The 24,784-nt window shown below is 58.6% G+C and carries 22 protein-coding genes and 2 pseudogenes; 12 read left to right on the forward strand and 12 right to left on the reverse strand.

Translation table 11 applies throughout. From position 1 onward, the window contains the following. Positions 1-146: 146 nt before the first annotated feature. A complete protein-coding gene (locus tag AO388_RS20040) occupies positions 147-1,784 on the forward strand; it encodes a tyrosine-type recombinase/integrase (protein WP_236713923.1) in 1,638 nt (545 codons plus the stop codon). Between the two features lie 161 nt (positions 1,785-1,945). On the opposite strand, the gene AO388_RS20045 is transcribed toward AO388_RS20040, so the two are convergent. The 3 genes from AO388_RS20045 to AO388_RS20055 form a co-directional block, all read right to left on the reverse strand. Further along, positions 1,946-2,530 (reverse strand): isochorismatase family protein, encoded by a 585-nt coding sequence (locus tag AO388_RS20045; RefSeq protein WP_058416990.1) that lies wholly within the window; start codon positions 2,528-2,530, stop codon positions 1,946-1,948. Between the two features lie 62 nt (positions 2,531-2,592). After that, on the reverse strand, positions 2,593-3,429 hold the full coding sequence (locus tag AO388_RS20050; protein WP_058416991.1) for a pirin family protein: 837 nt from the start codon (positions 3,427-3,429) through the stop codon (positions 2,593-2,595). Positions 3,430-3,440: 11 nt separating this feature from the next. Continuing rightward, complete coding sequence (locus tag AO388_RS20055) at positions 3,441-4,505, reverse strand: alkene reductase (RefSeq protein ID WP_058416992.1); 1,065 nt, start codon at positions 4,503-4,505, stop codon at positions 3,441-3,443. A 100-nt stretch (positions 4,506-4,605) separates the two neighbouring features. On the opposite strand from AO388_RS20055, the gene AO388_RS20060 reads away from it, so the two are divergent. Beyond that, positions 4,606-5,487, forward strand: a complete 882-nt coding sequence (locus AO388_RS20060; RefSeq protein ID WP_058416993.1) for a LysR family transcriptional regulator — start codon at positions 4,606-4,608, stop codon at positions 5,485-5,487. A 66-nt stretch (positions 5,488-5,553) separates the two neighbouring features. After that, a pseudogene (locus AO388_RS20065) lies at positions 5,554-6,600 on the forward strand (DUF4113 domain-containing protein); the annotation flags it as partial. Positions 6,601-6,646: 46 nt separating this feature from the next. Here AO388_RS20065 and AO388_RS20070 read toward each other — a convergent pair. The 8 genes and pseudogenes from AO388_RS20070 to AO388_RS20105 form a co-directional block, all read right to left on the reverse strand. Continuing rightward, the gene (locus tag AO388_RS20070) at positions 6,647-7,009 is read right to left on the reverse strand and encodes a hypothetical protein (RefSeq protein ID WP_058416995.1); all 363 of its coding nucleotides are present in this window, start codon (positions 7,007-7,009) and stop codon (positions 6,647-6,649) included. A gap of 218 nt (positions 7,010-7,227) precedes the next feature. After that, positions 7,228-10,316, reverse strand: a pseudogene (locus AO388_RS20075) (transporter substrate-binding domain-containing protein). 8 nt (positions 10,317-10,324) lie between these two features. Beyond that, the gene (locus AO388_RS20080) at positions 10,325-10,951 is read right to left on the reverse strand and encodes a response regulator transcription factor (protein ID WP_003366922.1); all 627 of its coding nucleotides are present in this window, start codon (positions 10,949-10,951) and stop codon (positions 10,325-10,327) included. A 358-nt stretch (positions 10,952-11,309) separates the two neighbouring features. After that, positions 11,310-11,702 (reverse strand): response regulator, encoded by a 393-nt coding sequence (locus AO388_RS20085; protein ID WP_003366924.1) that lies wholly within the window; start codon positions 11,700-11,702, stop codon positions 11,310-11,312. Positions 11,703-11,951: 249 nt separating this feature from the next. Next, the gene (locus AO388_RS20090) at positions 11,952-13,283 is read right to left on the reverse strand and encodes a deoxyguanosinetriphosphate triphosphohydrolase (RefSeq protein ID WP_003433027.1); all 1,332 of its coding nucleotides are present in this window, start codon (positions 13,281-13,283) and stop codon (positions 11,952-11,954) included. A gap of 178 nt (positions 13,284-13,461) precedes the next feature. Next, a complete protein-coding gene (locus tag AO388_RS20095) occupies positions 13,462-13,818 on the reverse strand; it encodes a hypothetical protein (protein WP_003366928.1) in 357 nt (118 codons plus the stop codon). Further along, entirely contained in the window at positions 13,815-14,207 is a 393-nt protein-coding gene (locus AO388_RS20100) for a phage holin family protein (protein ID WP_002553117.1), read from the reverse strand. Before AO388_RS20100 ends, AO388_RS20095 begins: the two co-directional genes overlap by 4 nt. A 4-nt stretch (positions 14,208-14,211) precedes the next feature. After that, on the reverse strand, positions 14,212-14,526 hold the full coding sequence (locus AO388_RS20105) for a DUF883 family protein (protein WP_002553118.1): 315 nt from the start codon (positions 14,524-14,526) through the stop codon (positions 14,212-14,214). A 247-nt stretch (positions 14,527-14,773) separates the two neighbouring features. Here AO388_RS20105 and AO388_RS20110 point away from each other — a divergent pair, with 247 nt between their 5' ends. The 8 genes from AO388_RS20110 to pcaC all read left to right on the forward strand — a co-directional run bounded on the left by AO388_RS20110 (position 14,774) and on the right by pcaC (position 21,806). Continuing rightward, positions 14,774-15,844, forward strand: coding sequence for an acyltransferase family protein (locus tag AO388_RS20110; RefSeq protein WP_044308281.1), 1,071 nt, complete (start codon positions 14,774-14,776; stop codon positions 15,842-15,844). A 57-nt stretch (positions 15,845-15,901) separates the two neighbouring features. Beyond that, the gene (locus AO388_RS20115) at positions 15,902-16,144 is read left to right on the forward strand and encodes a glutaredoxin family protein (RefSeq protein WP_003433025.1); all 243 of its coding nucleotides are present in this window, start codon (positions 15,902-15,904) and stop codon (positions 16,142-16,144) included. Between the two features lie 52 nt (positions 16,145-16,196). Beyond that, positions 16,197-17,117 carry a pca operon transcription factor PcaQ gene (gene pcaQ / locus AO388_RS20120; protein WP_003366937.1) on the forward strand — a complete coding sequence of 307 codons (921 nt, stop codon included), beginning with the start codon at positions 16,197-16,199 and terminating at the stop codon, positions 17,115-17,117. A gap of 137 nt (positions 17,118-17,254) precedes the next feature. Further along, positions 17,255-17,974, forward strand: a complete 720-nt coding sequence (pcaH, locus tag AO388_RS20125; protein ID WP_003366939.1) for a protocatechuate 3,4-dioxygenase subunit beta — start codon at positions 17,255-17,257, stop codon at positions 17,972-17,974. 11 nt (positions 17,975-17,985) lie between these two features. Continuing rightward, on the forward strand, positions 17,986-18,588 hold the full coding sequence (gene pcaG / locus AO388_RS20130) for a protocatechuate 3,4-dioxygenase subunit alpha (protein ID WP_003366941.1): 603 nt from the start codon (positions 17,986-17,988) through the stop codon (positions 18,586-18,588). Between the two features lie 87 nt (positions 18,589-18,675). After that, positions 18,676-20,025 (forward strand): MFS transporter, encoded by a 1,350-nt coding sequence (locus AO388_RS20135; protein WP_044308284.1) that lies wholly within the window; start codon positions 18,676-18,678, stop codon positions 20,023-20,025. A 24-nt stretch (positions 20,026-20,049) separates the two neighbouring features. Beyond that, complete coding sequence (locus AO388_RS20140) at positions 20,050-21,411, forward strand: 3-carboxy-cis,cis-muconate cycloisomerase (RefSeq protein WP_058416996.1); 1,362 nt, start codon at positions 20,050-20,052, stop codon at positions 21,409-21,411. Beyond that, a complete protein-coding gene (gene pcaC / locus AO388_RS20145; protein WP_003366946.1) occupies positions 21,408-21,806 on the forward strand; it encodes a 4-carboxymuconolactone decarboxylase in 399 nt (132 codons plus the stop codon). Before AO388_RS20140 ends, pcaC begins: the two co-directional genes overlap by 4 nt. A 55-nt stretch (positions 21,807-21,861) precedes the next feature. Here the strand turns inward: pcaC and AO388_RS20150 are convergent, their stop codons facing one another. Next, entirely contained in the window at positions 21,862-23,118 is a 1,257-nt protein-coding gene (locus AO388_RS20150; protein WP_024663140.1) for an OprD family porin, read from the reverse strand. A 246-nt stretch (positions 23,119-23,364) separates the two neighbouring features. Between AO388_RS20150 and AO388_RS20155 the strand changes: the two genes are divergently transcribed. After that, positions 23,365-24,252, forward strand: a complete 888-nt coding sequence (locus AO388_RS20155; protein WP_054081863.1) for a DMT family transporter — start codon at positions 23,365-23,367, stop codon at positions 24,250-24,252. The last annotated feature ends 532 nt before the right edge of the window (positions 24,253-24,784 follow it).

Here is a 24,784-nt window from a genome sequence, read left to right on the forward strand (position 1 = left end):
CCGGCAGGTTGAAAAAAACCGGCTTGGAAATGAAGACGGTGCGAACGGGTTAATTTTTCAGCGTCTCCTTAAGCACGGTTTTGAAATCACTGGGCTACACAGCGCGTCACCTTGAAAAATTCCTGAGTGGCGTGCTGGGGGTATTGATGTTGGAAAACGGTGACCCTCGGCTTGAAACTTTCACGGAAGGGCTTTTGATTAAAGGCCAAGGCCATCGAAGCGTGGGCATTGCCAGGCTGGTTGGCAAAGTCTCCCATGGTCTAGCTGCGCTGGGTATTCTGGATAAACCGTTACGCAAGCGTGGCTGTGCTGACTGGCGTGAAAAGAGTATCGAGGGTATTGACCCTGTCTGGGTCAGTTGGTGTCGCCGCTGGCGAGACACCTCAGCCTTACGTCCCCGTACACGGGAAAGTAACTACAGCTTCATGTTGAGAACCGGCATCTGGTTGGCGCGCGAGCAGCCGTGGGTGAGCTCCCCCGTCGATTGGAACACATCAACCTGCGCGGCCGTCATCGCGGCGATTGACCGTATGACCGTTGGTGAGTGGGCTTTGGAGTCAGCGCTCGGTACGAAATTGAAAGGGCTTGGTCAACCGATTGCACCGAACTCAAAACGAGCGTTTCTGCATGCCTTACGCCGTTTTTTCATCGACTTTGAACTGTGGGGCTGGGGACGTCTAAAGTTCAGCCCCCGACATCACCTGGCCACACCCCGTACTGTGGCGTTCAACTCGGGTATCAATCCACGCGTTATCGACGACTCCAGCTGGCTCAAGCTGGTCTGGGCGAGCCTAAACCTGGAGCGTAAGGATTTGCTCTCGGAAATTCACTACCCCTTGGCGATGGTTCAGGCGGCGGCTGTTGTGTGGACACACACCGGGCTACGCAGTAATGAAATTATGCGGTTGTCCGTGGGGTGTGCGCATGCCCAGCCCCATGAGGTGGTACACGAAGACGGAACCACAATTCCACCAGAGACCTTATGCTACCTCGATATTCCAGCCAGCAAGACATTCAAGGCTTTTGTCAAACCCGTGGCGGCGGTGGTTAAAGAGCGAATCGACGCCTGGCTTCAAGAAAGACCGGTGAACCAGGCACCACTTGTGGATGAACGATCCGGGGAGAAGGTCAGTTACCTGTTTCAGTTTCGGGGCAAGCGCATGGGCGCGGGAGTCATCAACCGTACGATTATCCCGATGCTATGTGCCAAGGCAGGTGTCCCGCTAGACGACAGTCGGGGTCGTATTACCAGCCATCGTGGTCGGGCATCTGCGGTAACTGCATTGGCCAGCGTTCCACAAGGCATGTCGTTGATTGAACTGATGCAATGGTCGGGGCATAGCTCGCCGAGCTCGACACTGCATTACATTCGTATTCGTCCCACCAAGCTAGCGGCAGCTTTTGTCAAAGCAGACCAGATGTCCCATATGGTCTCTGTACTCATTGACCATGACGTGATTGCTCGTCATTCGGAAGATCCGTATACGTTCTATGACCTCGGAGACTCGTACTGCTCGAACCCATTCTGGAGCAGCTGCCCACATCGCATGGCTTGTGCCGGCTGTGATTTCAACCTACCGAAAGCCAGCGCGCGTGCGCAGGCCTTGGAAAGTAAAACGTCTATTGGGCGTTATCTGGAGGCAGTGCCATTGACGGCTGATGAGCGGGCAATTGTGGAAGGTGATTTGGAAAAACTTGATGGACTTATTCGAAAGCTGGATGACGTACCAGCTTTAGATGGCCGGACGCCAAGTGAAATCGATGCGAAAAAAGGGCGGCCGTAGAATGTGACATGCCTAGAATCTGTTGCTTGAGAGGAGAGGCTTGGAGTCGACCCGAAGTGGACTGTCAGTACTGACTACCCTAAGGGCACGAGCACGGTGTCTTGCAGTCTAGAAAGGCCCGGACACCCTGTATGTAGTATTCCGGGCCGCAGGATACGTTCTTATTCGCCAAAGGCTTCCATAAGTACTTGCACCAGCTCTCCGCCTTCTGGTGTTGCCCAACTGCCAGCCAGTTCAGCGATCAACTGGTTGGTGGTGGTCAGCGTCACACCGGCTTTGTCCATACGGCGCAAAGCAATGTCATCGGCCATGGCGGTAGGCGAAGCACCGCCATCTGCGACGACCTGGACTTCATAGCCTTCACGAACCAGCGAGAGCGCAGGGTAGACGGTGCACACATCATTGGTTACACCGGCAATGATCAGTTTCTTGCGGCCTGTTGCTTTCACGGCTGCGGCGAAGTTCTCATCGTCCATGGCGTTAACGATGCCCATACGCCTGATGCGACCGGCAAACTCGGTTGGAAGGATCTCTTCCAGTTCGCTCAACAGCGGGCCTTGGGCGTACTCTTCCATGCTGGAAGTCAGTACCACGGGAAGTTTCAGAATACGGGCTGCTTTGGCCAGCATCAGGGCGTTGCGCTTCAGTTCTTCGAACGGCATGGATTTAGCCCAGCCCATGGTCCCGACCTGATGGTCAATCAGCAGCAGGGCGGCATTATCAGCATTGAAGTTTTCGAATGACATGGTGATTCTCCTGGTAACTACGATGGGGTACTTACCCCGTTTTTTTTGGATGTATAAATCGTTTAACGAGCTTGCAGCGTTCCGAACTCACCGCGCCGGTAGCCATCGACGGCTGCGGCCAGCGCGTCCATAGAAGCGAGGGCCATTGGCCCTTGCCAATACACGGGTTGATTCAACGGAGTGCCGGAAAACAGCACAGCCTTGGCATTTCCGTTCTTCGTTTGCAGAGTTACCAACCGATCCTGTCCCTGGGGAAGATTCACCGGCGCCTTGGGATCAGTCAGGTCGAAGGCCTGGCCGTCGACGTGAATCTCGCCGTCGATGGGCATCACGAACGCAACGTGCCCTTCGGGTACCGGAATCTTCACTTCGCTTGCGGCTTCTAGGGATATGTCCAGAAGCCTTACGTCCGTAGGCAGTAGCAACGGAGAAGCCAGCCCTTCGAAGTTGCCCAACGGGACTCGAATTTTCGCGCCGGCCAAATAAACGGTGGGCACATCCTGAGCCTCCACACTGAAGACAAAGGGTGCGTCTGCCTGCTTGTCTTCGGGCAGGTTGATGAAAATTTGCAGCATGTGAACGGTCTTGCCCGGCTGGGCTGGAACCTCCTCATGAACAATCCCTTCACCCGCCGCCGTCCAGTGCAAACCGCCCGGTTGAATCACGTTGCGATTGCCCAGCGAGTCCCGGTTGTCGATGCCTGTTTCCGAATCCAGAAACAGATAAGAGACCGCTGAAAAACCTGCATGAGGATGAGGTGGGAACGTCGGTCCGCTGATCCAGGCGTGGTCTACGCCGAGAAACGGGTCGATGGGTTTCGCATTCTGATCACCGCGCAGGCTGAACGCCCGAAACTGGCTGCCGTGGTTCATGCGCTGTAAAGGTGCGGTGGGTTGCATGACGAAGCTCCTCAGGCCCCTTGGGACATGGTTGGGTAATCGATATAGCCTTCTGCGCCAGGGGCGTAAAAGGTGTCTTTGTCCGGCGCATTCAACTCTGCGTCGTCGCGGAACCGCTGAGGCAAATCAGGGTTGGCCAGGAAGGCGCTGCCGAACACTGCGGCGTCTGCTTTGCCTTTAGTGATAAGCGACGCTGCGCCGTCTTTGGTCTGGCCACTGCCGATCAGGTAGCTGCCGTTGAACAGTGGGCGCAGTGCAGCGTGGTAGTCGAACTCGGCCCCGAACAGCGCAACGTGCAGGTAAGCGAGCTTGAGGTCGCGAAGCTGGTTGACTAGATAGATGTAGGTTTCCTGCGGTTTGGCATCGACGATGTCGTTGAAATTCATCTCCGGGGAGATCTTGATACCGACACGGTCGCCACCCACTTCACTGACCATTGCGGCGAGCAGTTCCAGTACGAAGCGAGTGCGGTTCTCAACCGAACCACCGTACTGGTCGTTGCGCTGGTTGCTCCCGGTGGAGAGAAACTGCTCAGGCAGATAGCCCGAGGCGGCGTGCAATTCCACGCCGTCGAAACCCGCTTCGATGGCCCGGCGCGCGGACTGACGATAACCTTCAATCACCTCGCCGATTTCAGAGATGGTCAGGGCGTGCGGTGTCACGAAATCCTGCAAGCCGGTGGCGGTGTAGGTCTGGCCGGCGGCCTTGATTGCAGAAGGTGCTTGCGGTTGTGCGCCCTTGGGCAGCAAAGAAGGGTGAGAGACGCGGCCGCAATGCATCAGTTGCATGAAGATGCGACCACCACGAGCATGCACGGCGTCAGTGACTTTCTTCCAGGCCGCGACTTGTTCGGCGGTTTCGATACCCGGGGTGCGGACGTAACCTTTGCCCAGCGCAACCGGAAACACGCCTTCACTGATGATCAGCCCGGCAGTGGCGCGCTGTGCGTAGTAGGTGGCAACCAGTTCGCTGGGCACGCCAGCATCATCGGAGCGCGAACGGGTCATTGGCGCCATGACCATACGGTTGGACAGGGTGTAGCGGCCTACCTGGACTTCGGAAAAAAGAGAATTCATTTCGGTGCTCCTCAGGAGAGATGTGGCTATTATTGATCAATCCGGAGTCGGGATAAATCCTGTAAAATCGAAATTACTAATCCATTAATGGGATAATGTTTTGGAATTTCTCAACGACATGGCGCTGTTTGTCGAGGTGGTCAAGGCACGCAGTTTCACGCGTGCGGCAGAAACGCTGGGGATACCCAACTCGACGTTGTCGCGTCGCATCAGTGAGCTGGAGAAAGGGATTGGCTTGCGGCTGCTGCACCGCACGACGCGCAAGATCGAGCCGACCGAAGCGGGCCAGTTGTACTTTGAGCGCTGCAAACGAATCGTCGATGAAGCCCGTATGGCGCATGAACAGTTGGGGGAAATGCTGGCCCGGCCTAGCGGGTTATTACGCGCTTCGCTTCCGGTCGACTTCGCGACGGTTTACCTAGCTCCGTTGATTGCCGAGTTTGCGCAGCTGTATCCCGGCATCAGTTTTGAGTTCGATCTAAGCCCGCGTCAGGTTGATCTGATCAGTGATCCAGTGGATGTGGTGATTCGGATGGGGGAGCCACCGAACTCGAACCTGATCGCTCGCAAGCTCACTAGTTTGCGACGCGGGGTGTACGCGTCTCCGCGATACCTGGAGGTCTCTGGAGAGCTTGAGCACCCTGCCGACCTGGTCAACCATGAATGCCTGCGAATGCACGGCGCAGGTGCTGACCGTTGGACGCTGTCCCGCGATTCCGAGAGTGTGGATATCAATGTGGGAGGGCGGTTTGAACTCAATAGCGTAGGCATGCTCAGGCGGTTGGCGTCGTTGGATCTTGGCATTGCAGTGCTGCCTGGGGGCATCGTAGCGCAGGACCTTGCAGACGGAAAACTTCGCAAAGTCTTACCGCAATGGCAGGCATCGCCGGTGTCGGTTTACGCGCTGACTGAAACGCGTCTTCTGCCAGCGAAAACTCAGAGGGTTATTGAGTTTCTGCGGGATAAGCTAGAAGGTGCGTAACTATCCATCCAGCTCGACAATGGTCTGCGAGGTGCTGTTGACCATCTGTTACATGTTGATTTTCCATTCCACATAAATGGCGACATGAGTGAGCGGGTCATGACGATCATCGAGTCGATGGTGCCCGCCTCGGAGGTTTATAGCATTGATGAGGCGTTTGCCGATCTGACGGGCATACCGGGCGATATGACCGAATTCGGCCGGCGAATCCGGTCGAAAATCCTTAAATGCACCGGTATACCCGTTGGCGTTGGCATTGGGCCTACCAAGACGCTTGCCAAGCTGGCGAACCACACCGCGAAGAGACTGCTGGCCCAAACAGGTGGAGTCGTTGACATCTGCGACCTGCACAAGCGCAACTGGGTGCTGCGCAATACGTGTGTGTCAGAGGTGTGGGGAGTGGGAAAGAAGATGAAAGCGCATCTGGAGGCCATGAACATCCGAAGCGCAATGGATTTGGCCAATGCTGACGCGCGTACCCTACGTACCAAGTTCAGTGTCGTCATTGAAAAGACTGCGCGAGAGCTGGCCGGCACGTCGTGTTTGGAAATGAGCGAAGCTGATCCGCCCAAGCAGGAAATATGCAGCAGTCGAATGTTTGGGCAGCGCCTGACCACTATCGAGCCGATCAAGGAAGCGGTGGCCACCTACACGCAGCGCGCCGCTGAAAAACTGCGTGCCCAGAATTCACTGTGCAAGAAGATGCGCGTCAGTATCCGCACAGGCATGTTCAACCCGGATGAACCTAAATATGCGAATGGTGCGCTGGTCGAGCTGCCGTATCCCACCAATGACGTGCGCTTGCTGACGAAGGGTGCAACTGAGGCGGTCAACCGACTTTTCCGCCCAGGGTACAAGTACAGCAAGGCCGAAGTGCTGCTGCTGGATCTTCGCCAACCTGGCGAGTTTACGGATGACCTGTTTGCGGAGTCGCAGCCAGCGGCGGCAGAAAAGGTGATGGGCGTGCTCGACGAAATTAATGCTCGCTGGGGGAGGGGGACATTGAGGGCCGGGAGCGTACCGTCTGATCCAGACTGGGCAATGCGCAGGGACATGATGAGCCAGAGCTACACGACTCGATTGGATCAGCTGTGGGTAGTCAGGGCGGACTGACCGTGCGCCCCTTGCGGTGAAGTATGCAGCGCGTGCTCAAGTGCCGCTACCCCTGGGAACCTGAATCCGACCGTCCCCCCCACATTACCGGATCGACATTGGCGTTCCGGAGCAAAAGGCGGTGTTGCTCTATGACCTGCTCTAAAGAGTTGCTCTGTTTCCAAGATTCGCAAGCCTCGCGCAGCAGATCAGATATCCGGTTGTCCGCGTCTCTCAGCTTGATCCTGAGCTTGTCACGCTCAAGCGCCGCATCGTTGTGCATGTCGATGAGTTTCGTGACGTGCTTGCGATATCGGTCGACCTCGTCGCGCAGCAGTCTGTTTTCTTCCACCACCAGATGCGCGTGCTGTTTGAGCATCTGTTCCTCGGTGGGGCAAAACGGCCAGTCTTCGGCGTAGTCGATGTTCATGACGGGGTATTCTCAAATGCTGTATGTGTATACAGTAGTTGAGTCTTTCAGATTTGGGGAGTGGTGTTCGTCGGCAGGACGCCGGGGGAGGGCTAGTTGCGTGTGCTTTACTTCTAAATCTTCCCCAAAACGCAACCATAAACATCTGATTTCATTGGGATAGTAAAGGTGGGAAAGAGCGGTTAAAAATATAGCTTTTTTCTATGTAACTATTTGATTTAAAAAAGATATTGGGGATTTATCGGGGCATCCCAGTCGGCGACGACCAGATCGAAGGTATCGGTCTTCCAGCGCTCGAGCCCTTGCGCGCCGTTTTCGGCCATTTCGCAGTGATGGCCTAGAAAGCCGAGCTGCTGGCAAAGCAGCAGTCGATTGGCCGGATGATCGTCGACGATCAGGATTCTGAGTGCCTGATGAACGACGGCTGCCGGTTGCGCAACGACGGGCTGCCCGGTCAGCGCTTCAAGTGTGGTCAGCACCAGGTTCATGCTGATCCGGGTACCATGCCCCGGTGTGCTGTCGAGCGAGAGATTGCCGCCCATCATCATGCACAGGCTGCGGCAGATCACCAGACCGAGCCCGGCGCCGGTACGCGCCATTTGTCCGGTGTTATCGGCCTGAGCGAACGGTTCAAACAGGCGCTGCTGGTCTTCGACACTGATGCCGATGCCGCTGTCCTGAACGGTGATGTGCAGATGCAGCAGTTGCGGGTCCGGACTTTCGGCTGCCTGCAGTACGACCTTGATCCGCCCCATCGGGGTGAACTTGATGGCATTGCTGACCAGGTTGGACAGTATCTGTTTGAAGCGCAGCGGGTCGATCAATACGTCGGCATTGATCCTGCTGTCCAGTTCCAGTACCAGCTCGAGGTCCTTCTGCCGCGCCAGACCGTCGAATACCCTGAGCACCGATTCCACCAGACGACGCAGATTCGCCCGCTCGGGGTTGAGTGACAGCCGCCCGGATTCGATGCGGGCGATGTCGAGGATATCGCCGATCAGGTCGAGCAGGTCGTTGGCCGAACTGTAGGCGACTTCGATGGCGGAGCGATCCAGTTCGCCGTGATCGGCACGTTTGAGCGCCAGTTCCAGCATGCCGATCACTGCATTCATGGGCGTGCGGATTTCATGGCTCATGGTGGCAAGGAAGGTGCTCTTGGCCCGGCTGGCGGCGTCGGCCTGCTCCTTGGCAGCCTGCAAGTCCTCGATGAGCTGGCGACGCTCGCTGATGTCGATCCAGCCACCGATAATGCCCTGCACTTCGCCCAGAGAGTCACGAAACGGCAGGATCCAGTGGTAGATGGTCAACTGTCGATCGCCAATGCGCAGAGGGCGGTCGAGGATCAGTGCGGTATTGCTGGCCATGACCCGCTGATAGTCGGCAGCATATTCCCGGGCTTCGAAGGCATTGCCCAGCACCCCTTCGGTAGCACTCTTGCCGATGATGTCCTCCCTTTGCGCGGAGAAAACCCTGAGGTAGCTGTCATTGCACATGCGCAGCATACCTTCGCGATCCCGTACGTAGATTGGATGCGGTGTACCCTCGACCAGCGCGCGCATGAACTCGAACTGATCGCCCAGCGCTCGTTCCGCAGCCTCGCGCTGACGTATCTGCCGGCGCATCCAGGCATTCCAGGCCAGCAGGCCAGCAGGCCCAGCAGCAACAGGCCTGCACCCACCACAATCTGATAGATCAGCCGCTCATAGTCATGCCAGTTGGCGCGTGAGGGGGTGTAGACGCGCCATCGGTTGTTGATCGCTGCCAGATCCTGCGGCGCGATACTCGCCAGCGCCTTGTCGAGAATCGAACTCAGCTCGATGGCATTGCGTGAGGTCGCCATCGAAATCAGCGCCGGATCCTCGCCGACGGTGGCGGTCATCTGCAAACGCTCCTCGAAGATGCCGGAAGACAGGAAATAGTCCGCGCTGAGCAGCGAGATGACCGCACCTTCCGCTCTGCCCAGCGACAACATGTCCAGCGCCTGGAATGGATTGTCGATCTCCAGCGGCACGACCCTGGGGTATTTGCGGCTTAGCCAGTCCAGCACCGGGCTGCCCTGAGTGATCGCCAGACGCTTGCCGTCCATCTGCTCCAGATAGCTGGGGGCACCCTGGCCCTTGTGGGTGACCAGCACGAACGAGTTGTCGATGTAGGGGCGGGTGAAGCTCAAGCGGTCCTCACGCGCATCACTGGACACCAGCGCGCCGATCATGTCGGCCTGGCCTTCGCTGACCTGATTGAGCATGTCGGTCAGGCTGGGCGAGCGTTTGACGTCGAACCTAAGCCCGGTACGCAGACGCACCAGTTCGAGCAAGTCTGCGGTGATGCCGCGAAAGTTACCCTTGGCATCGAAGAATGTCAGCGGCGCATACGCTTCGTTGACGACCACGCGTACGGTCGGGTGCTGCGCGATCCAGCGTTCCTCGCGTTGCGTCAGTTGCAGCTTCTGGTCGGTGAGCATCAGGTCGCTGCCCGTGCTCCAGCGTCTGGAAATATTGATGCGTTCATCGACGGGTATGGCTTTCAGCGTCTGATTGATGATGCCCAGCAGTTGCGTGTTTTCGTTGCTGACCGCGAAGCTGAAACCGTTGGGCTCGTGCTGGCCGAAATTCGACATCTGCACGTTGTTCAGATAACCCTTGTTGATGATGTATTGGGTGGAAATCGTATCGCCCAGAAACACGTCCGCCTGATTGAAAGCGACTGCGTTGATGGCGTTCTGAAAAGAGGGATAGGTTTTCAGCGTTGCGCCTGGATAGGACGCTTCGACCTCGGCAGGCGGCAGGTAGTGATAGACCATGCTCAGCCGCATGCCTTTCAGGCCCTCGTTCAGGGGGCGGGTGTCTCCGACCCGGGTGACCAGAACGGGTTGATCCACCGAGTAGGGCTGCGAAAGCCTGATGTTTCGATCGATGGCTTCAAAACCGTTTGCGGTACCCAGCAGATCGATCTGGCCTGCGGCAAGGGCCTTGATCGCCGCATCACGGGTTTCGAAACGCTGAACCCTGACGGGCAGGTCCAGCGCATCCGAAATGATCCCTGCATAATCGGCAGTGATGCCTTCGTAATCGTTACCCGACATCGTGATATCAAAGGGCGGGTAATCGGGGTTCGAGGTGCCGAGAATCAGTTCGCGTTGACCGCGCACCCACTGCCACTGGTGACTGTCCAGCTTCACATCCATGTGCGCCGGGCTCGAGCGACCGAGCAGGGTATAGTGATCGGCCGCATGAAGACCGGCCTCAGCACCCCAGCCTATGCACAGGCTTGTAGCCAGTATTAATAATTGTCTGAAGCGCTTGGGCATCCGTTTTCTCACACTAGCGCGTTGCGTTTTGCCATCTCGATAAGTTCTACCAAGGTTCTTGTTTTTAGTTTTTGCATCAGTCGCGTTTTGTAAGTACTGACGGTTTTGTTACTGAGAAACATACCCTTGGCTATTTCCTTGTTGGAACGGCCCTGGGCAAATAACTGCAATACCATCAGTTCGCGGTCATTGACCAACTTGAACAGCTCCAGCTCGTGGGTCTGTCCATCTTCACGAACTGCGCACGTCAACGCCTGACTGGGAAAGTAATTGTAGCCGGATAATACCGCTTTCACCGAACTGAGCAGCTCGCTAAGGTCTTCCTGCTTGCACACATAACCCGAGGCACCCGATTGCATGCAGCGAATGGCAAACAGGTTGGGAGTTTGCGACGTCAGCACCAGAATCTTGGAGGACAGCCCCATCGTATTGAAGCGAGCCAGCACCTCAAGGCCGTCGAGCTTGGGAATGCTGATATCGAGGATGATCAGGTCGGGCATGCATTCACGAACCATTTGCATGGCGTCGACACCGTTATCGGTTTCGCCGACCACCTCATAGTTTTCGTTCTCCAGAAGCATTCTTACCGCCATCCGGATGACCGGGTGATCGTCGATGATAAAAACTGAGTTCATATTCCATTCCATAACAAGCAGTGAAGAAAGCGCGCACCTTAGCTCAGATGTTCGGGCAGGCACATAAAGAGACTTGCTCGGCAGGCATATATAGGAAAAGTCCTACAAAAATTAGCGTATCGGAGTACGTAAAAGCCTACGTAGAACACAAGTGTGTTTAAACGTTAACGCTTATTTCATTGTGTGTTTGGCGAGCGATGCACCCAATGTTTATTACTTTCTGGAATCATCATTCATGTTGACTGATGATTTCCTACGCGTCTGAACGTCGAATGTAATCGGTACGGTTTGCCGGTTTAAGGTATGTACCGGTTTTTACCCGGGATATCCAAAAGCGCATAAAGCCGGGTTGCCGATGTCAGTCAACGAGGTGCCCCAGCAGGCGGCTGAGGTCGGGTCCGTGCAGGGGTTTGCTCAGGCAACCGAGCAGAGGGAGATCGCGCTGCAGGGCGAGTTGCTGCAGGTTTTCAAGCTGTGTATCCGGCAAGCCGCTGAGCAGAATGGCCTGGCGCAGCCAGCCGTGTCGGGATGCCTCGTCGATCAGGTCGAGGCCCGACATGTCCGGCAGGCACTGGTCGCACAACACAAGCCCGTAGGGTTCGGCACTGCGTTGCATGGCGGCCATCGCCTCGGCAGCCGTAAGCACGGGAGTCAGCAGGAAGTAGCCATGATTGTTGAGCAGCACTTGGGTGGCAATCAGTTGAAACGGGTGATCTTCCACCAGAAGGATGCGCAGGCTATGTGTGGACATGAGCGTTCCGGAAAGGCCCTGGCGAAGCGTTCAGGCATCGGCAGGCGGCGTGCGGACCCGTGAGTATCGCAGGCGGATGGATGACGTGCCGGATGGCAGTTGAAGTGGCTGGAATTATTGAGGGATGCAAGAAAACCTGCGATAGGACCCGTCCGACATGCTTGTAGGGCCTGTCTGAGTTTTGCGAGGCAATCAGTCTGACCAGCCTTTTGCCTGCATCCGTTCAGGCAGCGGGCGGGTCGAAGGAGGCTATATCTGTCCGGAACGGCCGGTCATTTCCCGGGCCATTTCGCTGGCGTAGCTGTCGGTCATGCCCGCGATGAAGTCGATCATGCGCAGGAACGAGGTATGCAGCGGTGCCTTGGGATCGGGCGCACTGTTACCCAGCAAGTCGAGGATGCGCCGATGCTTGAACGATGGCGTCCTGCCGCCGAACTGTTCGACGGCCGCGCCGCAGAACGCATTGAGGAGGATCTCCAGCGTGGTGTAGGCACCGATTTCATGCAGGGTCTTGCGCTTGTCCTGGAAGATTTTCTTGCGCGCCATGTCCTTGGCATTCAGCACACAGCGTTTGGCCGGACCGTGCATGTGCTCGACCAGGTCGCCAGGCAGGGTGCCGGCCAGCAAGGCATCCTGCTGCTCGACGAAGGCTCTGGCGGCCGCGTTGGTCAAGTGTTCGATGGCCTTGCCGCGCAGGATTGCCAGTTTGCGCCGCCGTGAGTCGCCCGGACCCAGTTGCCGGTAGGTTTCCGGAAGATCATCACCGACCAGCCCGAGCAAAAGTGATTCCACTTCTGCGTAGTTGAGCAGGTCCATCTCCAGACCGTCTTCCAGGTCGATCAGGGCGTAACAGATGTCGTCGGCAGCCTCCATCAGATACACCAGCGGATGGCGGGCCCAACGTTGATCTTCGAGCTGCGGCAAACCCAGCTTGCCGGCAATCTGCTCAAGAATCGGCAATTCGCTCTGATAGCAGCCGAACTTGTGCTTTTTGTAGCCCAGCGAATCTGCGTGGCGCGCGGTCCACGGGTATTTGAGGTAAGTGCCCAGCGTGGCGTAGGTCAGGCGGGTGCCGCCGTCGAACTGGTGGTATTCCAGCTGCGTCAGCACCCGAAAGCCCTGGGCATTGCCTTCGAAATTGAGAAAATCATTGCGCTCGGTGTCGCTCATCGCATCAAGCCAGCCGCGCCCGGCCGCCTGATTGAACCAGTTGCGAATCGCATCTTCGCCCGAGTGACCGAACGGCGGATTGCCGATGTCGTGCGCCAGGCAGGCCGATTGCACGACCATGCCCAGGTCGCTCGGATCGCACCAGTCGGGCAGGGCAGAGCGCAGCGTTTCGCCGACGCGCATCCCCAGCGAACGGCCGACACAACTGACTTCCAACGAGTGGGTCAGGCGCGTATGAATATGATCGTTGCTGGACACCGGATGCACCTGGGTCTTGCGCCCCAGGCGGCGAAAGGCCCCGGAAAAGATGATCCGGTCATGGTCCTTGTGAAACGGACTGCGCCCCAGTTCCTCGGGGCTGTGCAGGGTCTTGCCCAGTCGTTCGCGGTTAAGCAGCGTTTGCCAATCCAATGCGTTCACTCCGTCAGTAATAGGGGCGTAGCTTCCCGGTTCGACACGCCTGCCGCAAGGGCTGCATTGATGAAAACAGGCCCGTAGAAAAACAAATGCCCGCTCCGGAATACCGGAGCGGGCATTTATATTCAGGCCGATACAGTCAGGCCTGGGTCACGCTGGACGCATGGCGCAATCAGACTTTGCGATTGCGATTCTGCAGGGCGCGCGTTTGCATGGCGACCTTGACCACTGGCGTCAACGTGATGCCCAGCTTCAACAGGCGACCCAGCAGGCTGGTACGTCCGGTCTTGGCACGTTTGCCGCTCAGAAAACCCAGCAGGGCAACCGAGCCCACGCCCCAGAGCGGCGCGTGGCGAAAGCCCAGCGCGCTTTTCCAGTCGTGACGGATGCCGCGAAAGCGTTGCAACGGTTGCATCAGTTGCGCAGATTCGTGGCGAATTTCCTGGCGGTGCATTTCCATACGCAAGCGAATCAATGCCTTGCGCAGTTCTCGACGGGTATTGCTCTGGTGCGACTTGGGTTCACTCATGGCATCAATCGCTCGCGGTCATTGGCCAGTTCTTCGAGGGTCGCATGGAAGGGCGAAGACTCGTCGAAGATCGCTGCCTTGAGGCGCAATCCACAGAAAATCGCGGCCAGCAGGTAAAACGTACACAGGCCGACGATGCCGGCCAGGCGATAGCTGTCCCACAGAACGATCAGCAGCAAGGCCGAGAGCCCAGTGAGCAGCAGCAGGCCGAAAACCAGTGCCAGACCGGCGAACAGCAGCAGGCTGACGGTTCGCGCTTTCTGTTCCTGCAATTCGATGCCGAACAGCTCGACGTGAGTGTGCAACAGGCCAAGGAAGGCAGCGCCCAGGCGCCGCGGTGAAGAGCCCGGAGTTCCCTCGGGCGGTGCTGATTCCGTTCCCAGAGTCATGATGTTAGCGCCTTGTAGCCAGCAGACCGATCAGAAAGCCGACACCTGCGGCGATACCGACGGACTGCCAAGGGTTGTTCTGAACGTAATCTTCGGTGGCGATCACTGCAGCTTCGCCGCGCTCGCGCAACGAATCTTCGGTGGTCTTCAGGGTTTCCTTGGCACGCAACAGGCTTTCGCGGATCTGTGCGCGCAGTTCATCGGCCTGATCACCAGCGAGAGAGGCGGTATGCGCCAGCAATTTCTCAGTGTCGGCAACCAGTACCTGGAAGTCGGCTCTCAGGATTTCCTGAGCATTCTGTGCAGTTTGGCGGGCCATGATGTTCTCCGTTTGGTGGGCGTATGAATGTTTCGAGTACAGGTGATTCCTGAAGGTTCACTTCGATTGGCGTATCGTGTTCGATCAGGCTTTACGCAGCCGCTGCACCTTACTCCAAAACTATCTGCCAGGAAAAACCGCAAGCATTGGAAGATTGGGGTTCCGTATTTCTGGCCATTGGCTATGCTCCACACGCGTGACCACGGGATGGCCTGGCGCGCGCGACATCCGTTGAATGGAGAGAGGCATGGAGCGGCTGTATTCCCTGCAGGGGCTCAGGGGCGTAGCGGTCCTTGGCGTTGTGTTGTTTCATATGATGTCGGTGGAGAGCAAGTTTTCCGGTGGCGATATCCTTTTGCCGCCCTGGCTCGATTTTTTTCAGTTGGGCGTCGATCTGTTTTTCGTCATCAGCGGATTCGTCATGGTGATTGTCAGCCGTGGCCGTTTTCAGAGCGGAGTCGAGGCTCAGCGCTTTCTGTTCAATCGGGTCTCGCGGATCTATCCCACCTACTGGTTGTACTTTTTCATCACCCTGGCGGTTTATCTGGTGCAGCCGGGCATGGTCAACAGCGGGCATGGCTCGTCCAATCTGATCATGTCGTTCCTGCTGTTGCCCAACGACAAGGTGCTGCTGGTGATGGTGGCCTGGTCGCTGCTGTTCGAGCTGTGGTTCTACGTGGTGTTCTCCGGCTTCCTGCTGTTTCGCGAGCGCAGTCTGCCGTTTCTACTCGGTGTTTGGGGCATGATCATCGTGGTGTTCAATACGCTGGCAGACTGGCAGGACTATTCCTCGGCAGTGAAGATCGTCCTGCATCCCTACGCTCTCGAATTCATGCTGGGTGCCGCGCTGGCCTTGTTCTTTTACGGTCGCCACAGTGCCCGCGTGCCGACGGCTGCGGTCTGGTTGCTGCTCGGTGTCGCGTTGTTGGCGGCGGTGCCCCTGATCGGCTATTACCGGTTGTACGAAAGTCAGGGGCTGCTGCGCATGCTCATGGTCGGCGGCACGTTCGGCGTACTGGTGGTGACGCTGGCCTTGCTCGAACGGCGCCGACAGCTGGTGGTGCCGGTGTTTCTGGTTGCCGTGGGCGATATGTCCTACACGATCTATCTGTCTCATCTGCTGGTGCTGGGGGTGATCGGCAGGGTCTGGAGTCTGGTGGGGGCCTGGCCCGAAAGCTACCTGGACAACCTGTTTTTCGCGCTGCTGATGATGGCTGCGGCGCTGTGCTATGGCTGGGTCGGTTACCGTTGTTTCGAGAAACCGGTACTGGACCGCGCCAATGCGTTCAGCAAGGCGCATTTCCGGGTGTCGACGTGATCCCGGTGCGCGCCTAGAATAATTTCCGCTTACCAAGGATTCGCCGAGGATCGACTCATGACCCCCGAATGCCAGCTGTTCAGCACCCTGGGATGCCCGCTGTGCGAGGTTGCCGAAGCAGTTTTACTGCCGTTTGCCATTGAGCACGGCCTGCTGGTTGAGCTGGTCGACATCTGCGAGGATGAGCAACTGCATGAACGCTATGAGTTGCGCGTTCCTGTGTTGCGTCGGATCGACACCGGTGACGAGCTGGACTGGCCATTTGACGCGCCTCAGGTGGCGTCGTTTCTGAGTCGCTGAGCTGCCTTGTCGTTGAGCTGCATTTCCTTTCATTTACCGGACACGACGCGCAGTGAATATCGATACACGCATCAAATTTCGCCATCTGGTCTGCTTTCTCGAAGTGGCCCGGCAGGGCAGTCTGGCGCGTGCTTCCGACGTTCTGGCGATCAGTCAGCCTGCGCTGTCGAAAAGTCTCAAAGAGCTGGAAACCCTGCTCGACACCACGTTATTCGTGCGCAGCAAGAGCGGCGCGGCACTCACCGAAGCCGGCGTGGCGTTCATGCGGTTTGCCGGGCCCAGCGTGCAGGCCCTGCGCGAGGGCGTCAGCAGCCTGCGCTCGGGTGAGCATGACACCGTCACTGCACGACTGGGTGTACTGTCGACGGCCGAAAGCCTGCTGGTGCCTGAGGTCGTTCATCGCCTGCACCAGCGGCACCCGGCGCTGATCGTCAGCGTGATGACCGGGCCCAGCGCGTATCTGCTGTCGCAATTGAGGGTAGGGGAGCTGGATCTGGTGGTCGGGCGCATGACAGACAGCCCGCAGATTCAGGGCCTGACGTTCGAGCACCTGTACAACGAGTCGATGACGCTGGTGGTGCGCAGCGATCACCCGTTGCTGGCTGCGCCGCTCAAGCCCGAAAGTCTGGAGCAATTCCCGCTGGTATTGCCGCTGGCAGGCACCACCATCCGCAAGTTTGCCGACAGCCTGTTCGTGCAGTGCGGTATCCGCATGCCGCGTCAACGCCTTGAAACCCTCTCGCTCACCCTCAGCCGCCGCTATGTGCAATGCAGCGATGCGGTGTGGATCGCGCCACTGGATGCCGTGTCGCTGGAGTTGAAAGGCGGCACGCTGGTGGAGCTGGACATGGGTATTCGTGAACCGGGCGGCTCGGTCGGTTTGTGCAGCAACCCGGCCTTGCCACTCACGCGCGCAGCGCAGTGGTGCGTGGACGAACTGCGGAGCCTTGGAGAGGCCTATCGCAACGTCTAGCATCCATAACCAATTGGTTATGGATCATGGGGTTTATTTCAGTTCTCTATAAGCATGGATCGCGCGACACTTCGCCGCAGCCTGTAGCGCATGTGACCCACGCCTGCGCGCCCCATAAGAAAAACGAGGAGAACGCCATGTCTGCCGCGGACAACAGCCGCTTCGTCATTCGTGACCGAAACTGGCATCCAAAAGCTCTCACCCCTGATTACAAGACCTCAATCCTGCGCTCGCCGCGTCAGGCGCTGGTCAGTATCCCGCAGTCCATTTCCGAAACCACCGGCCCGGATTTCTCGCATTTGAAATTCGGTCAGCACGATAACGATCTGCTGCTCAATTTCAACAACGGCGGTCTGCCCATCGGCGAGCGTATCCTGCTGGCCGGGCGGGTCTGCGATCAGTACGGAAAGCCGATTCCGCACACGTTGGTGGAGATCTGGCAGGCCAACGCCGGTGGGCGTTATCGCCACAAGCGCGATGCCTATCTGGCGCCCATCGATCCCAATTTCGGCGGCGTCGGACGTGCACTGACCGACAGCGAAGGCAATTACAGCTTCCGTACCGTAAAGCCAGGGCCTTACCCGTGGCGCAACGGTCCCAACGACTGGCGCCCGGCGCACATTCACGTGTCGATCAGCGGGCCGTCGATTGCCACACGCCTGATTACCCAGTTGTATTTCGAAGGCGATCCGCTGATTCCGATCTGCCCGATCGTCAAGGCCATCGCCAATCCGGACGCCGTGCAGAGCCTGATTGCCAGGCTCGACCTGGGCATGGGCAATCCGATGGATTGCCTGGCGTACCGCTTTGATATCGTGTTGCGCGGCCAGCGCAAGACTCACTTCGAAAATTGCTGAGGAGGCCCGACATGCCCGTTCAATTGCTGCAGGAAACCCCTTCGCAAACCGCTGGCCCTTACGTCCACATCGGTCTTGCACCACAGGTGGCCGGCAACCCGACCCGCGAACTGGAAATCTGGAACGAGATGGCCAGGCCCGAGGCGCCCGGCGAGCATATCGTGTTGCTGGGCAACGTCTTCGACGGCAACGGTCATCTGATCCGTGATGCCTACCTGGAATTCTGGCAGGCGGATCATCAGGGCGCGTATCACAGCGAATTCGACCCGGACAGGCCGTTCAACGGCTTTGGTCGCACGGCTACCGCGGACGATGGTCAATGGATCCTCAAGACCATCAAGCCAGGCTCGGCGCGCAATGCGGCGGGTGTGCCGATGGCGGCGCACATTAATGTCTCGCTGTTTGCCCGTGGCATCAATATTCATCTGCAGACGCGGCTGTATTTCGACGACGAAGCCCAGGCGAATGCGCAGGACCCGGTGCTCAATCTGATCGAGCAGCCCCCGCGTCGCGAAACCCTGGTGGCGCGCCGTTGCACGCACGAGGGGCAGACGGCCTATCGTTTTGATATCCGTGTGCAGGGTGAAGGCGAGACAGTGTTTTTCGATTTCTGAATCGCTTGTCGATTCAGAAATCAATGTGCGTGCGTTTCAAGGCGCCTGCATCGGCAGGCGACCCTATAAAAATAAAAGGACACCTTCATGACGCTTTCCGCCAGCAGCCCTGCGTCGAGTACGCTAGACGTTCAGGCTTTCATCAATGCGCAACCGCTGTCCGGCTATCAGTGGCGAGTGGTTGCGCTGTGTTTTCTGATCGTGTTTCTCGACGGCCTCGATACTGCCGCAATGGGCTTCATTGCACCCGCGCTCAGCCAGGATTGGGGAATCGATCGGGCCAGTCTGGGGCCGGTGATGAGTGCCGCGCTGATCGGCATGGTGTTCGGCGCGCTGGGTTCCGGCCCGCTGGCCGACCGTTTCGGGCGCAAGGTGGTGCTGGTGGTCGCGGTGCTGCTGTTCGGTCTTTTCAGCCTGGCCTCAGCCTATAGCAGCAACATCGATCAATTGCTGGTGCTGCGCCTGTTGACCGGGCTGGGGCTTGGCGCAGCGATGCCCAATGCCACCACGTTGCTGTCGGAATACACCCCGGAGCGGCTCAAGTCGTTGTTGGTGACGAGCATGTTCTGCGGTTTCAATCTGGGCATGGCCTGCGGCGGTTTTGTCTCAGCCAAGCTGATCCCCAGCATGGGCTGGCACAGCCTGCTGATGCTGGGCGGTATCCTGCCCATCCTGCTGGCGGCGGTGCTGATGGTCTGGCTGCCGGAGTCGGCGCGGTTTCTGGTGGTACGCAATCGCGGTGCAGAGCGGATTCGCAAAGTGCTGGCACCGATTGCGCCGAAGGCGCTGGCTGGCATCACTGACTTCAGCGTTCCCGAGCAGAAAACGGTGAGCAGCCGCAATGTGCTGAAAGTGATTTTTTCCGGCACGTACAGCGCAGGCACCCTGTTGCTGTGGCTGACATATTTCATGGGCCTGGTCATCGTTTACCTGCTGACCAGCTGGCTGCCGACGCTGATGCGCGACAGCGGCGCGAGCATGGAACAGTCGGCCTTCATCGGCGCGCTGTTTCAGTTCGGCGGGGTGTTGAGCGCTGTAGGCGTGGGCTGGGCGATGGATCGTTACAACCCGCACAAGGTCATTGGTTGTGCCTACGCGCTGGCCGGGGTATTTGCCTGGCTGGTCGGGCAGAGTCTGGGTAACGTCGCACTGTTGGCGACATTGGTGCTGCTGGCCGGTATGTGCATCAACGGCGCACAGTCGGCAATGCCGTCACTGGCAGCGCGTTTCTATCCCACCCAGGGGCGTGCCACGGGCGTGTCGTGGATGCTCGGGATCGGCCGCTTCGGCGCGATTCTCGGCGCCTGGGCCGGTGCCACGCTGCTGGGCCTGGGCTGGACGTTCGAGCAGGTGCTGACCGCGCTGGTGGTTCCGGCGGCGCTTGCCGCGATAGCGGTGCTGATCAAGGGCTGGGTCAGTCATTCGGACGCTACCTGAAACCTTTCAATCTGGAGTGGTGATGTGAACAGAGCGAGCAATCAACTTTTCGATGCCTACTTCATGCAACCCGAAATGCGCGAGATCTTTTCGGATGAAGGCCGGGTGCAGGGCATGCTCGATTTCGAGGCTGCACTGGCTCGGGCACAGGCACGAGTAGGCCTGATCCCGCCCGAGGTGGTCGCTGACATCGAGCTGAGCTGCGACGCACGGCTGTTCGATTTCGACGCGCTGGCAATCGCCATCGGCAGCGCCGGCAATTCGGCGATTCCGCTGGTCAAGGCGCTGGGCAAACAGATTGCCGCACGCAGTGCTGAAGCCGAGCGCTACGTGCACATGGGCGCGACCAGTCAGGATGTGATGGACAGCGGTCTGATCCTGCAACTGCGTCGAGCCATCGTACTGCTTGAGCATGATCTTGCTCGACTGGCCGATGCGATGGCTGAGCAGGCACAGCGTCATGCTGGCACGCCGCTGGCTGGACGCACCTGGCTGCAACAGGCCACGCCGGTCACCCTGGGGATGAAAATCGCCGGCTGGCTGGGCGCGGTCACTCGTCATCGACAGCGCTTGAACGAGATCAAACCACGCCTGCTGTGCCTGCAGTTCGGCGGTGCTTCCGGCAGCCTCGCGGCGCTGGGCGATCAGGCGTTTTCGGTGGCCGAAACGCTGGCCGGTGAATTGCAACTGGCGTTGCCCGAGCAGCCCTGGCACACCCAGCGTGACCGACTGGTAGAGTTTGCCGGTCTGCTGGGCCTGATCGCCGGCAGCCTCGGCAAACTGGGGCGCGACGTGAGCCTGCTGATGCAGACCGAAGTGGGCGAGGTCTTCGAGCCTTCGGCACCGGGCAAGGGCGGATCTTCGACCATGCCGCACAAACGCAACCCGGTCGGTGCTGCGGTCATGATCAGCACCGCCACCCGCGCACCGGGGCTGGTCGCCACGATGCTGGCCGCCATGCCGCAGGAGCACGAGCGCAGTCTGGGCCTGTGGCATGCCGAGTGGGAGACCTTGCCGGAGCTGTGCTGCCTGGTTTCCGGTTCGCTGCAGCAGGCGTTGCAGGTGATACCCGGCCTGCAGGTCGATGCCGAGCGTATGGCGATCAATCTGCAATCCACCAAAGGCTTGGTTCTCGCCGAGGCAGTGAGCATTGCCCTGGCTCAGCGTATCGGCCGCGATGCTGCCCACCATCTGGTTGAACAGTGCTGCCGGCGTGCGGTGGAGCAGGGCGACCATTTGCGTCAGGTGCTCGGCGAAACCCCGCAGATCAGCGAGCAGTTTTCTTCCGACGAGCTGGATCGACTGCTCGATCCGGCCCATTACCTTGGCCAGGCTCGCCATTGGGTCGAGCGCGCCGTGGCTGAACACACAAGGATTTCCCGATGACCGAAGACGAACGTTACCAAGCCGGCATGCACGTACGCCGCGCTGTGCTGGGCGATGCGCATGTCGATAACAGCCTGAGCAAACTGACGCCGTTCAATGAAGAATTCCAGGAGATGATTACCCGTCACGCCTGGGGTGATATCTGGACCCGTCCGGGGTTGCCGCGCCACACGCGCAGCCTGATCACCATTGCGATGCTGATCGGCATGAATCGAGAAGGCGAATTGCGCCTGCACCTGAAGGCCGCAAAAAACAACGGCGTGACCCGTGAAGAGATCAAGGAAGTGCTGATGCAGAGCGCTATCTACTGCGGCATTCCGGCGGCCAATGCAACGTTCCACCTCGCTGAAGCGGTGTGGGATGAAATGGGCGTGGAGTCGTTGCAGGACAATTGAGGGTGGTGATCGAGAACGCCGCCGCGCCATCGGCCACGGCGGCGTTCTGTCTGGATCAGAGCAGCGACAACGGGTAGCTGACGATCAGGCGGTTTTCGTCAAACTGGTTGGTGTTGTAGTCGCGGCGCATGGTGGAGTTGCGCCATTTGACTGACAGGCTTTTGAACGCGCCGCTCTGGAACACGTAGGCCAGCTCGGTTTCCCGTGCCCACTCTTCGCCGTCGGTGATGGCGCCGGTATGCACGTTGTCGCCGCTGATGTAGCGGTTCATGAGGGTCAGGCCGGGCACGCCCAAGGCTGCGAAGTCATAGTCGTGGCGCAACTGCCAGGATTTCTCCCTGGCGTTGTCGAAGCTGGAGTTGTAACTGTCGTTGGCCAACGTCCCGCCACTGGTACCGTTGACGCGCATCCAGGCGCTGTCGCCGCTGACTTTCTGCAGGCCCACATAAAAGGTGTTGCCACCGTGCCGCGCCGAAAGCAGCGCTGACCAGGTCTTGTTGTCCAGCTCGCCGGCCAGCGACTGACCGTCGTCCTTGCCCTGGAAGTAGCCAAGGTTGGCCCCCAGCGTCCAACTGCCCAACGGCTGACTGTGCAGCAGGTTGAAATATTGCTGGTGGTAGATGTCTTCAAGCTCGGCGTACCACACGCCGACCTGGGTGCGCTTTTCGTTGAACACGTACTCGCCGCCGCCAAAGTTGAAGCGGTCGGAAGTGAACGCGGTACGGCCATTCAGGGACATGTCTTCCATGCTCGCGTCGTTGCGCGGGCTGTTGCCACGGAACTGACCACCGTAGAGGGTCAGGCCGTCGATCTCCTTGGAGGTGATCTGCCCGCCCTGAAAGGTTTGTGGCAGCGAGCGGCCGTCATCCGAGCGCAGGATCGGCAGCACCGGCATCCACTCGCCGACCTTCAATTCGGTCTTCGAGAAGCGCGCCTTGCCGGCCACGGCCAGTCGCCCGAAGTCGTCGGCCGGGCGCCCATCGCTATGGATGGGCAGCAATTGCGTGCCGCCGGTACCCTTGCCGCCGTCGAGCTTGAGCGAGTAGAGGCCCAGCGCGTCGACACCGAAGCCGACGGTGCCCTGGGTGAAGCCGGAGCGTGCGTCGAGGATGAAGTTCTGCGTCCACTCCTCGGCGTAGTTCTGTGCATTGGCCGGGTCGACGAAGTTGCGGTTGATGTAGAAGTTGCGTAGGTTCAGATTGACCTTGGCGTCTTCGACGAATCCGGCGCTGTTGCCGCTGATGGGCGTCAGGCTTGCAGCGACGGCCGCTGACAGGCCGCAAAGGATTTTGCAGGGGGAATTCACGCGCATGGAGCAGACCTTTTTTGTAGTTATTGAGTCGTGTAGCTGGCTGCGATAGTGAAATGCCGGAAAGCGCTGTGCAATTGTGAAACAGCTGTTCTGGGCGATTATCGAACGTTAATGAACCGGTTCGAACATTTTCTGCGAAGCGCTGCAAACGGGTGTGCGATGCTCACGGATCTGTCGATATGAGCAGCGGGCGCTGGCGCTTTCGGCCACGCTGTCAGGCTGCTGAAACTTGAACAAGGAAGCGCAATGAGCACTGCCAGCACGCCGTTGTCCGGCGTCAATCAACCTCTCAAAGGTATTGGCTTCATTCTTCTGGCGACCTTTCTGTTTGCCAGCCATGACACACTGTCCAAATACCTGTCCGGCTTCTATCCGATCATTCTGGTGGTCTGGGCACGCTATCTGGTGCATACGCTGTTGATGGCCTGCATCTTCATGCCGTCAGCGGGGTTGCGGGTGTTGCGCACCAAGCGTCCTGGCCTGCAGGTCTTGCGCGCCCTGGCCTTGCTGGGCACCAGTCTGCTGTTTACCAGCAGCCTGATGTTCATCCCGCAGGCAGAGGCGACGGCGGTCAACTTTCTTGCGCCGTTGCTCGTTACCGCGTTATCGGTGCCGCTGTTGCATGAGCGTGTCACGCGTGGGCAGTGGATAGCAGTGGTCGTCGGGTTTGTCGGGGTGATGATCATCATTCATCCGGGGGGCGAGCTGTTTACCCCGGCGATTCTGTTGCCCCTGTCGTCAGCCTTGTGCTTTGCGCTGTATCAACTCCTGACGCGGCTGGTCAGCCCGTTTGACAGTCCGACCACCAGCAACTTTTTCGCGGGGTTGTTCAATACCCTGTTGATGAGTGCACTGGTGCCGTTCTTCTGGGAAGTGCCGGCGCTCAAGCACTTGCCGTTTCTGCTGGCGCTCGGCGCGTGCGGGATGTCGGCGCATTTGCTGCTGACCCAGGCCTTCCGCTTCGCCGCCCCGGCCATGCTCGCACCGTTCAGCTATTGCCAGATCGTGTTTGCCGGGCTGCTGGGTTTCGTGGTGTTCGACCACATGCCATCACCGACCGCACAGGCAGGCATCGCCATCATCTGCCTCAGCGGCCTGGCGGCGGCTTGGCAACAGCGGCGCAAGGGTGGGTGATGAGCTGTTCCCTCGCACGAATACACAAATCTAACTGACTATCGTGCCAATGCTCTGCGTTGGCATGCAGTTCGTGACGCTCTGCGTCACATCTGTACCGCAGCACAACGTAGTGTCTTGCGCGCAATCACTTTACATAGATAAAGCGCTTTTTTATCGCGGTGGCACTGACGACGCAGAGTGCGACCTTAGTGACAGGGCGAAGGAACCCGACGAAGTCGGGCCGGAAACAGGCGCGAGGGGATTTGCCTGCTTTGGCCCCATCAAAGTAGGTCGCCGAGGGGCGAACAGGTGACCTGAGTCGAACCCTAATCTACCTGAAACCACAGAACCGCTTTGTGACGCGGAGCGTCAAGAACTGCATTCCCACGCGGAGCGTGAGGAACGAGCGGCGTCTGGGATAACAAAGGTGACCTGAGTCGAACCCTAATCTACCTGAAACCACAGAACCGCTTTGTGACGCGGAGCGTCAAGAACTGCATTCCCACGCGGAGCGTGAAGAACGAGAGGCGTTCGGGAGAGCACTTTTCGT

Origin of the sequence: Pseudomonas sp. ICMP 10191 (assembly GCF_001467335.1) — a bacterium.
Classification (GTDB): domain Bacteria; phylum Pseudomonadota; class Gammaproteobacteria; order Pseudomonadales; family Pseudomonadaceae; genus Aquipseudomonas; species Aquipseudomonas cerasi.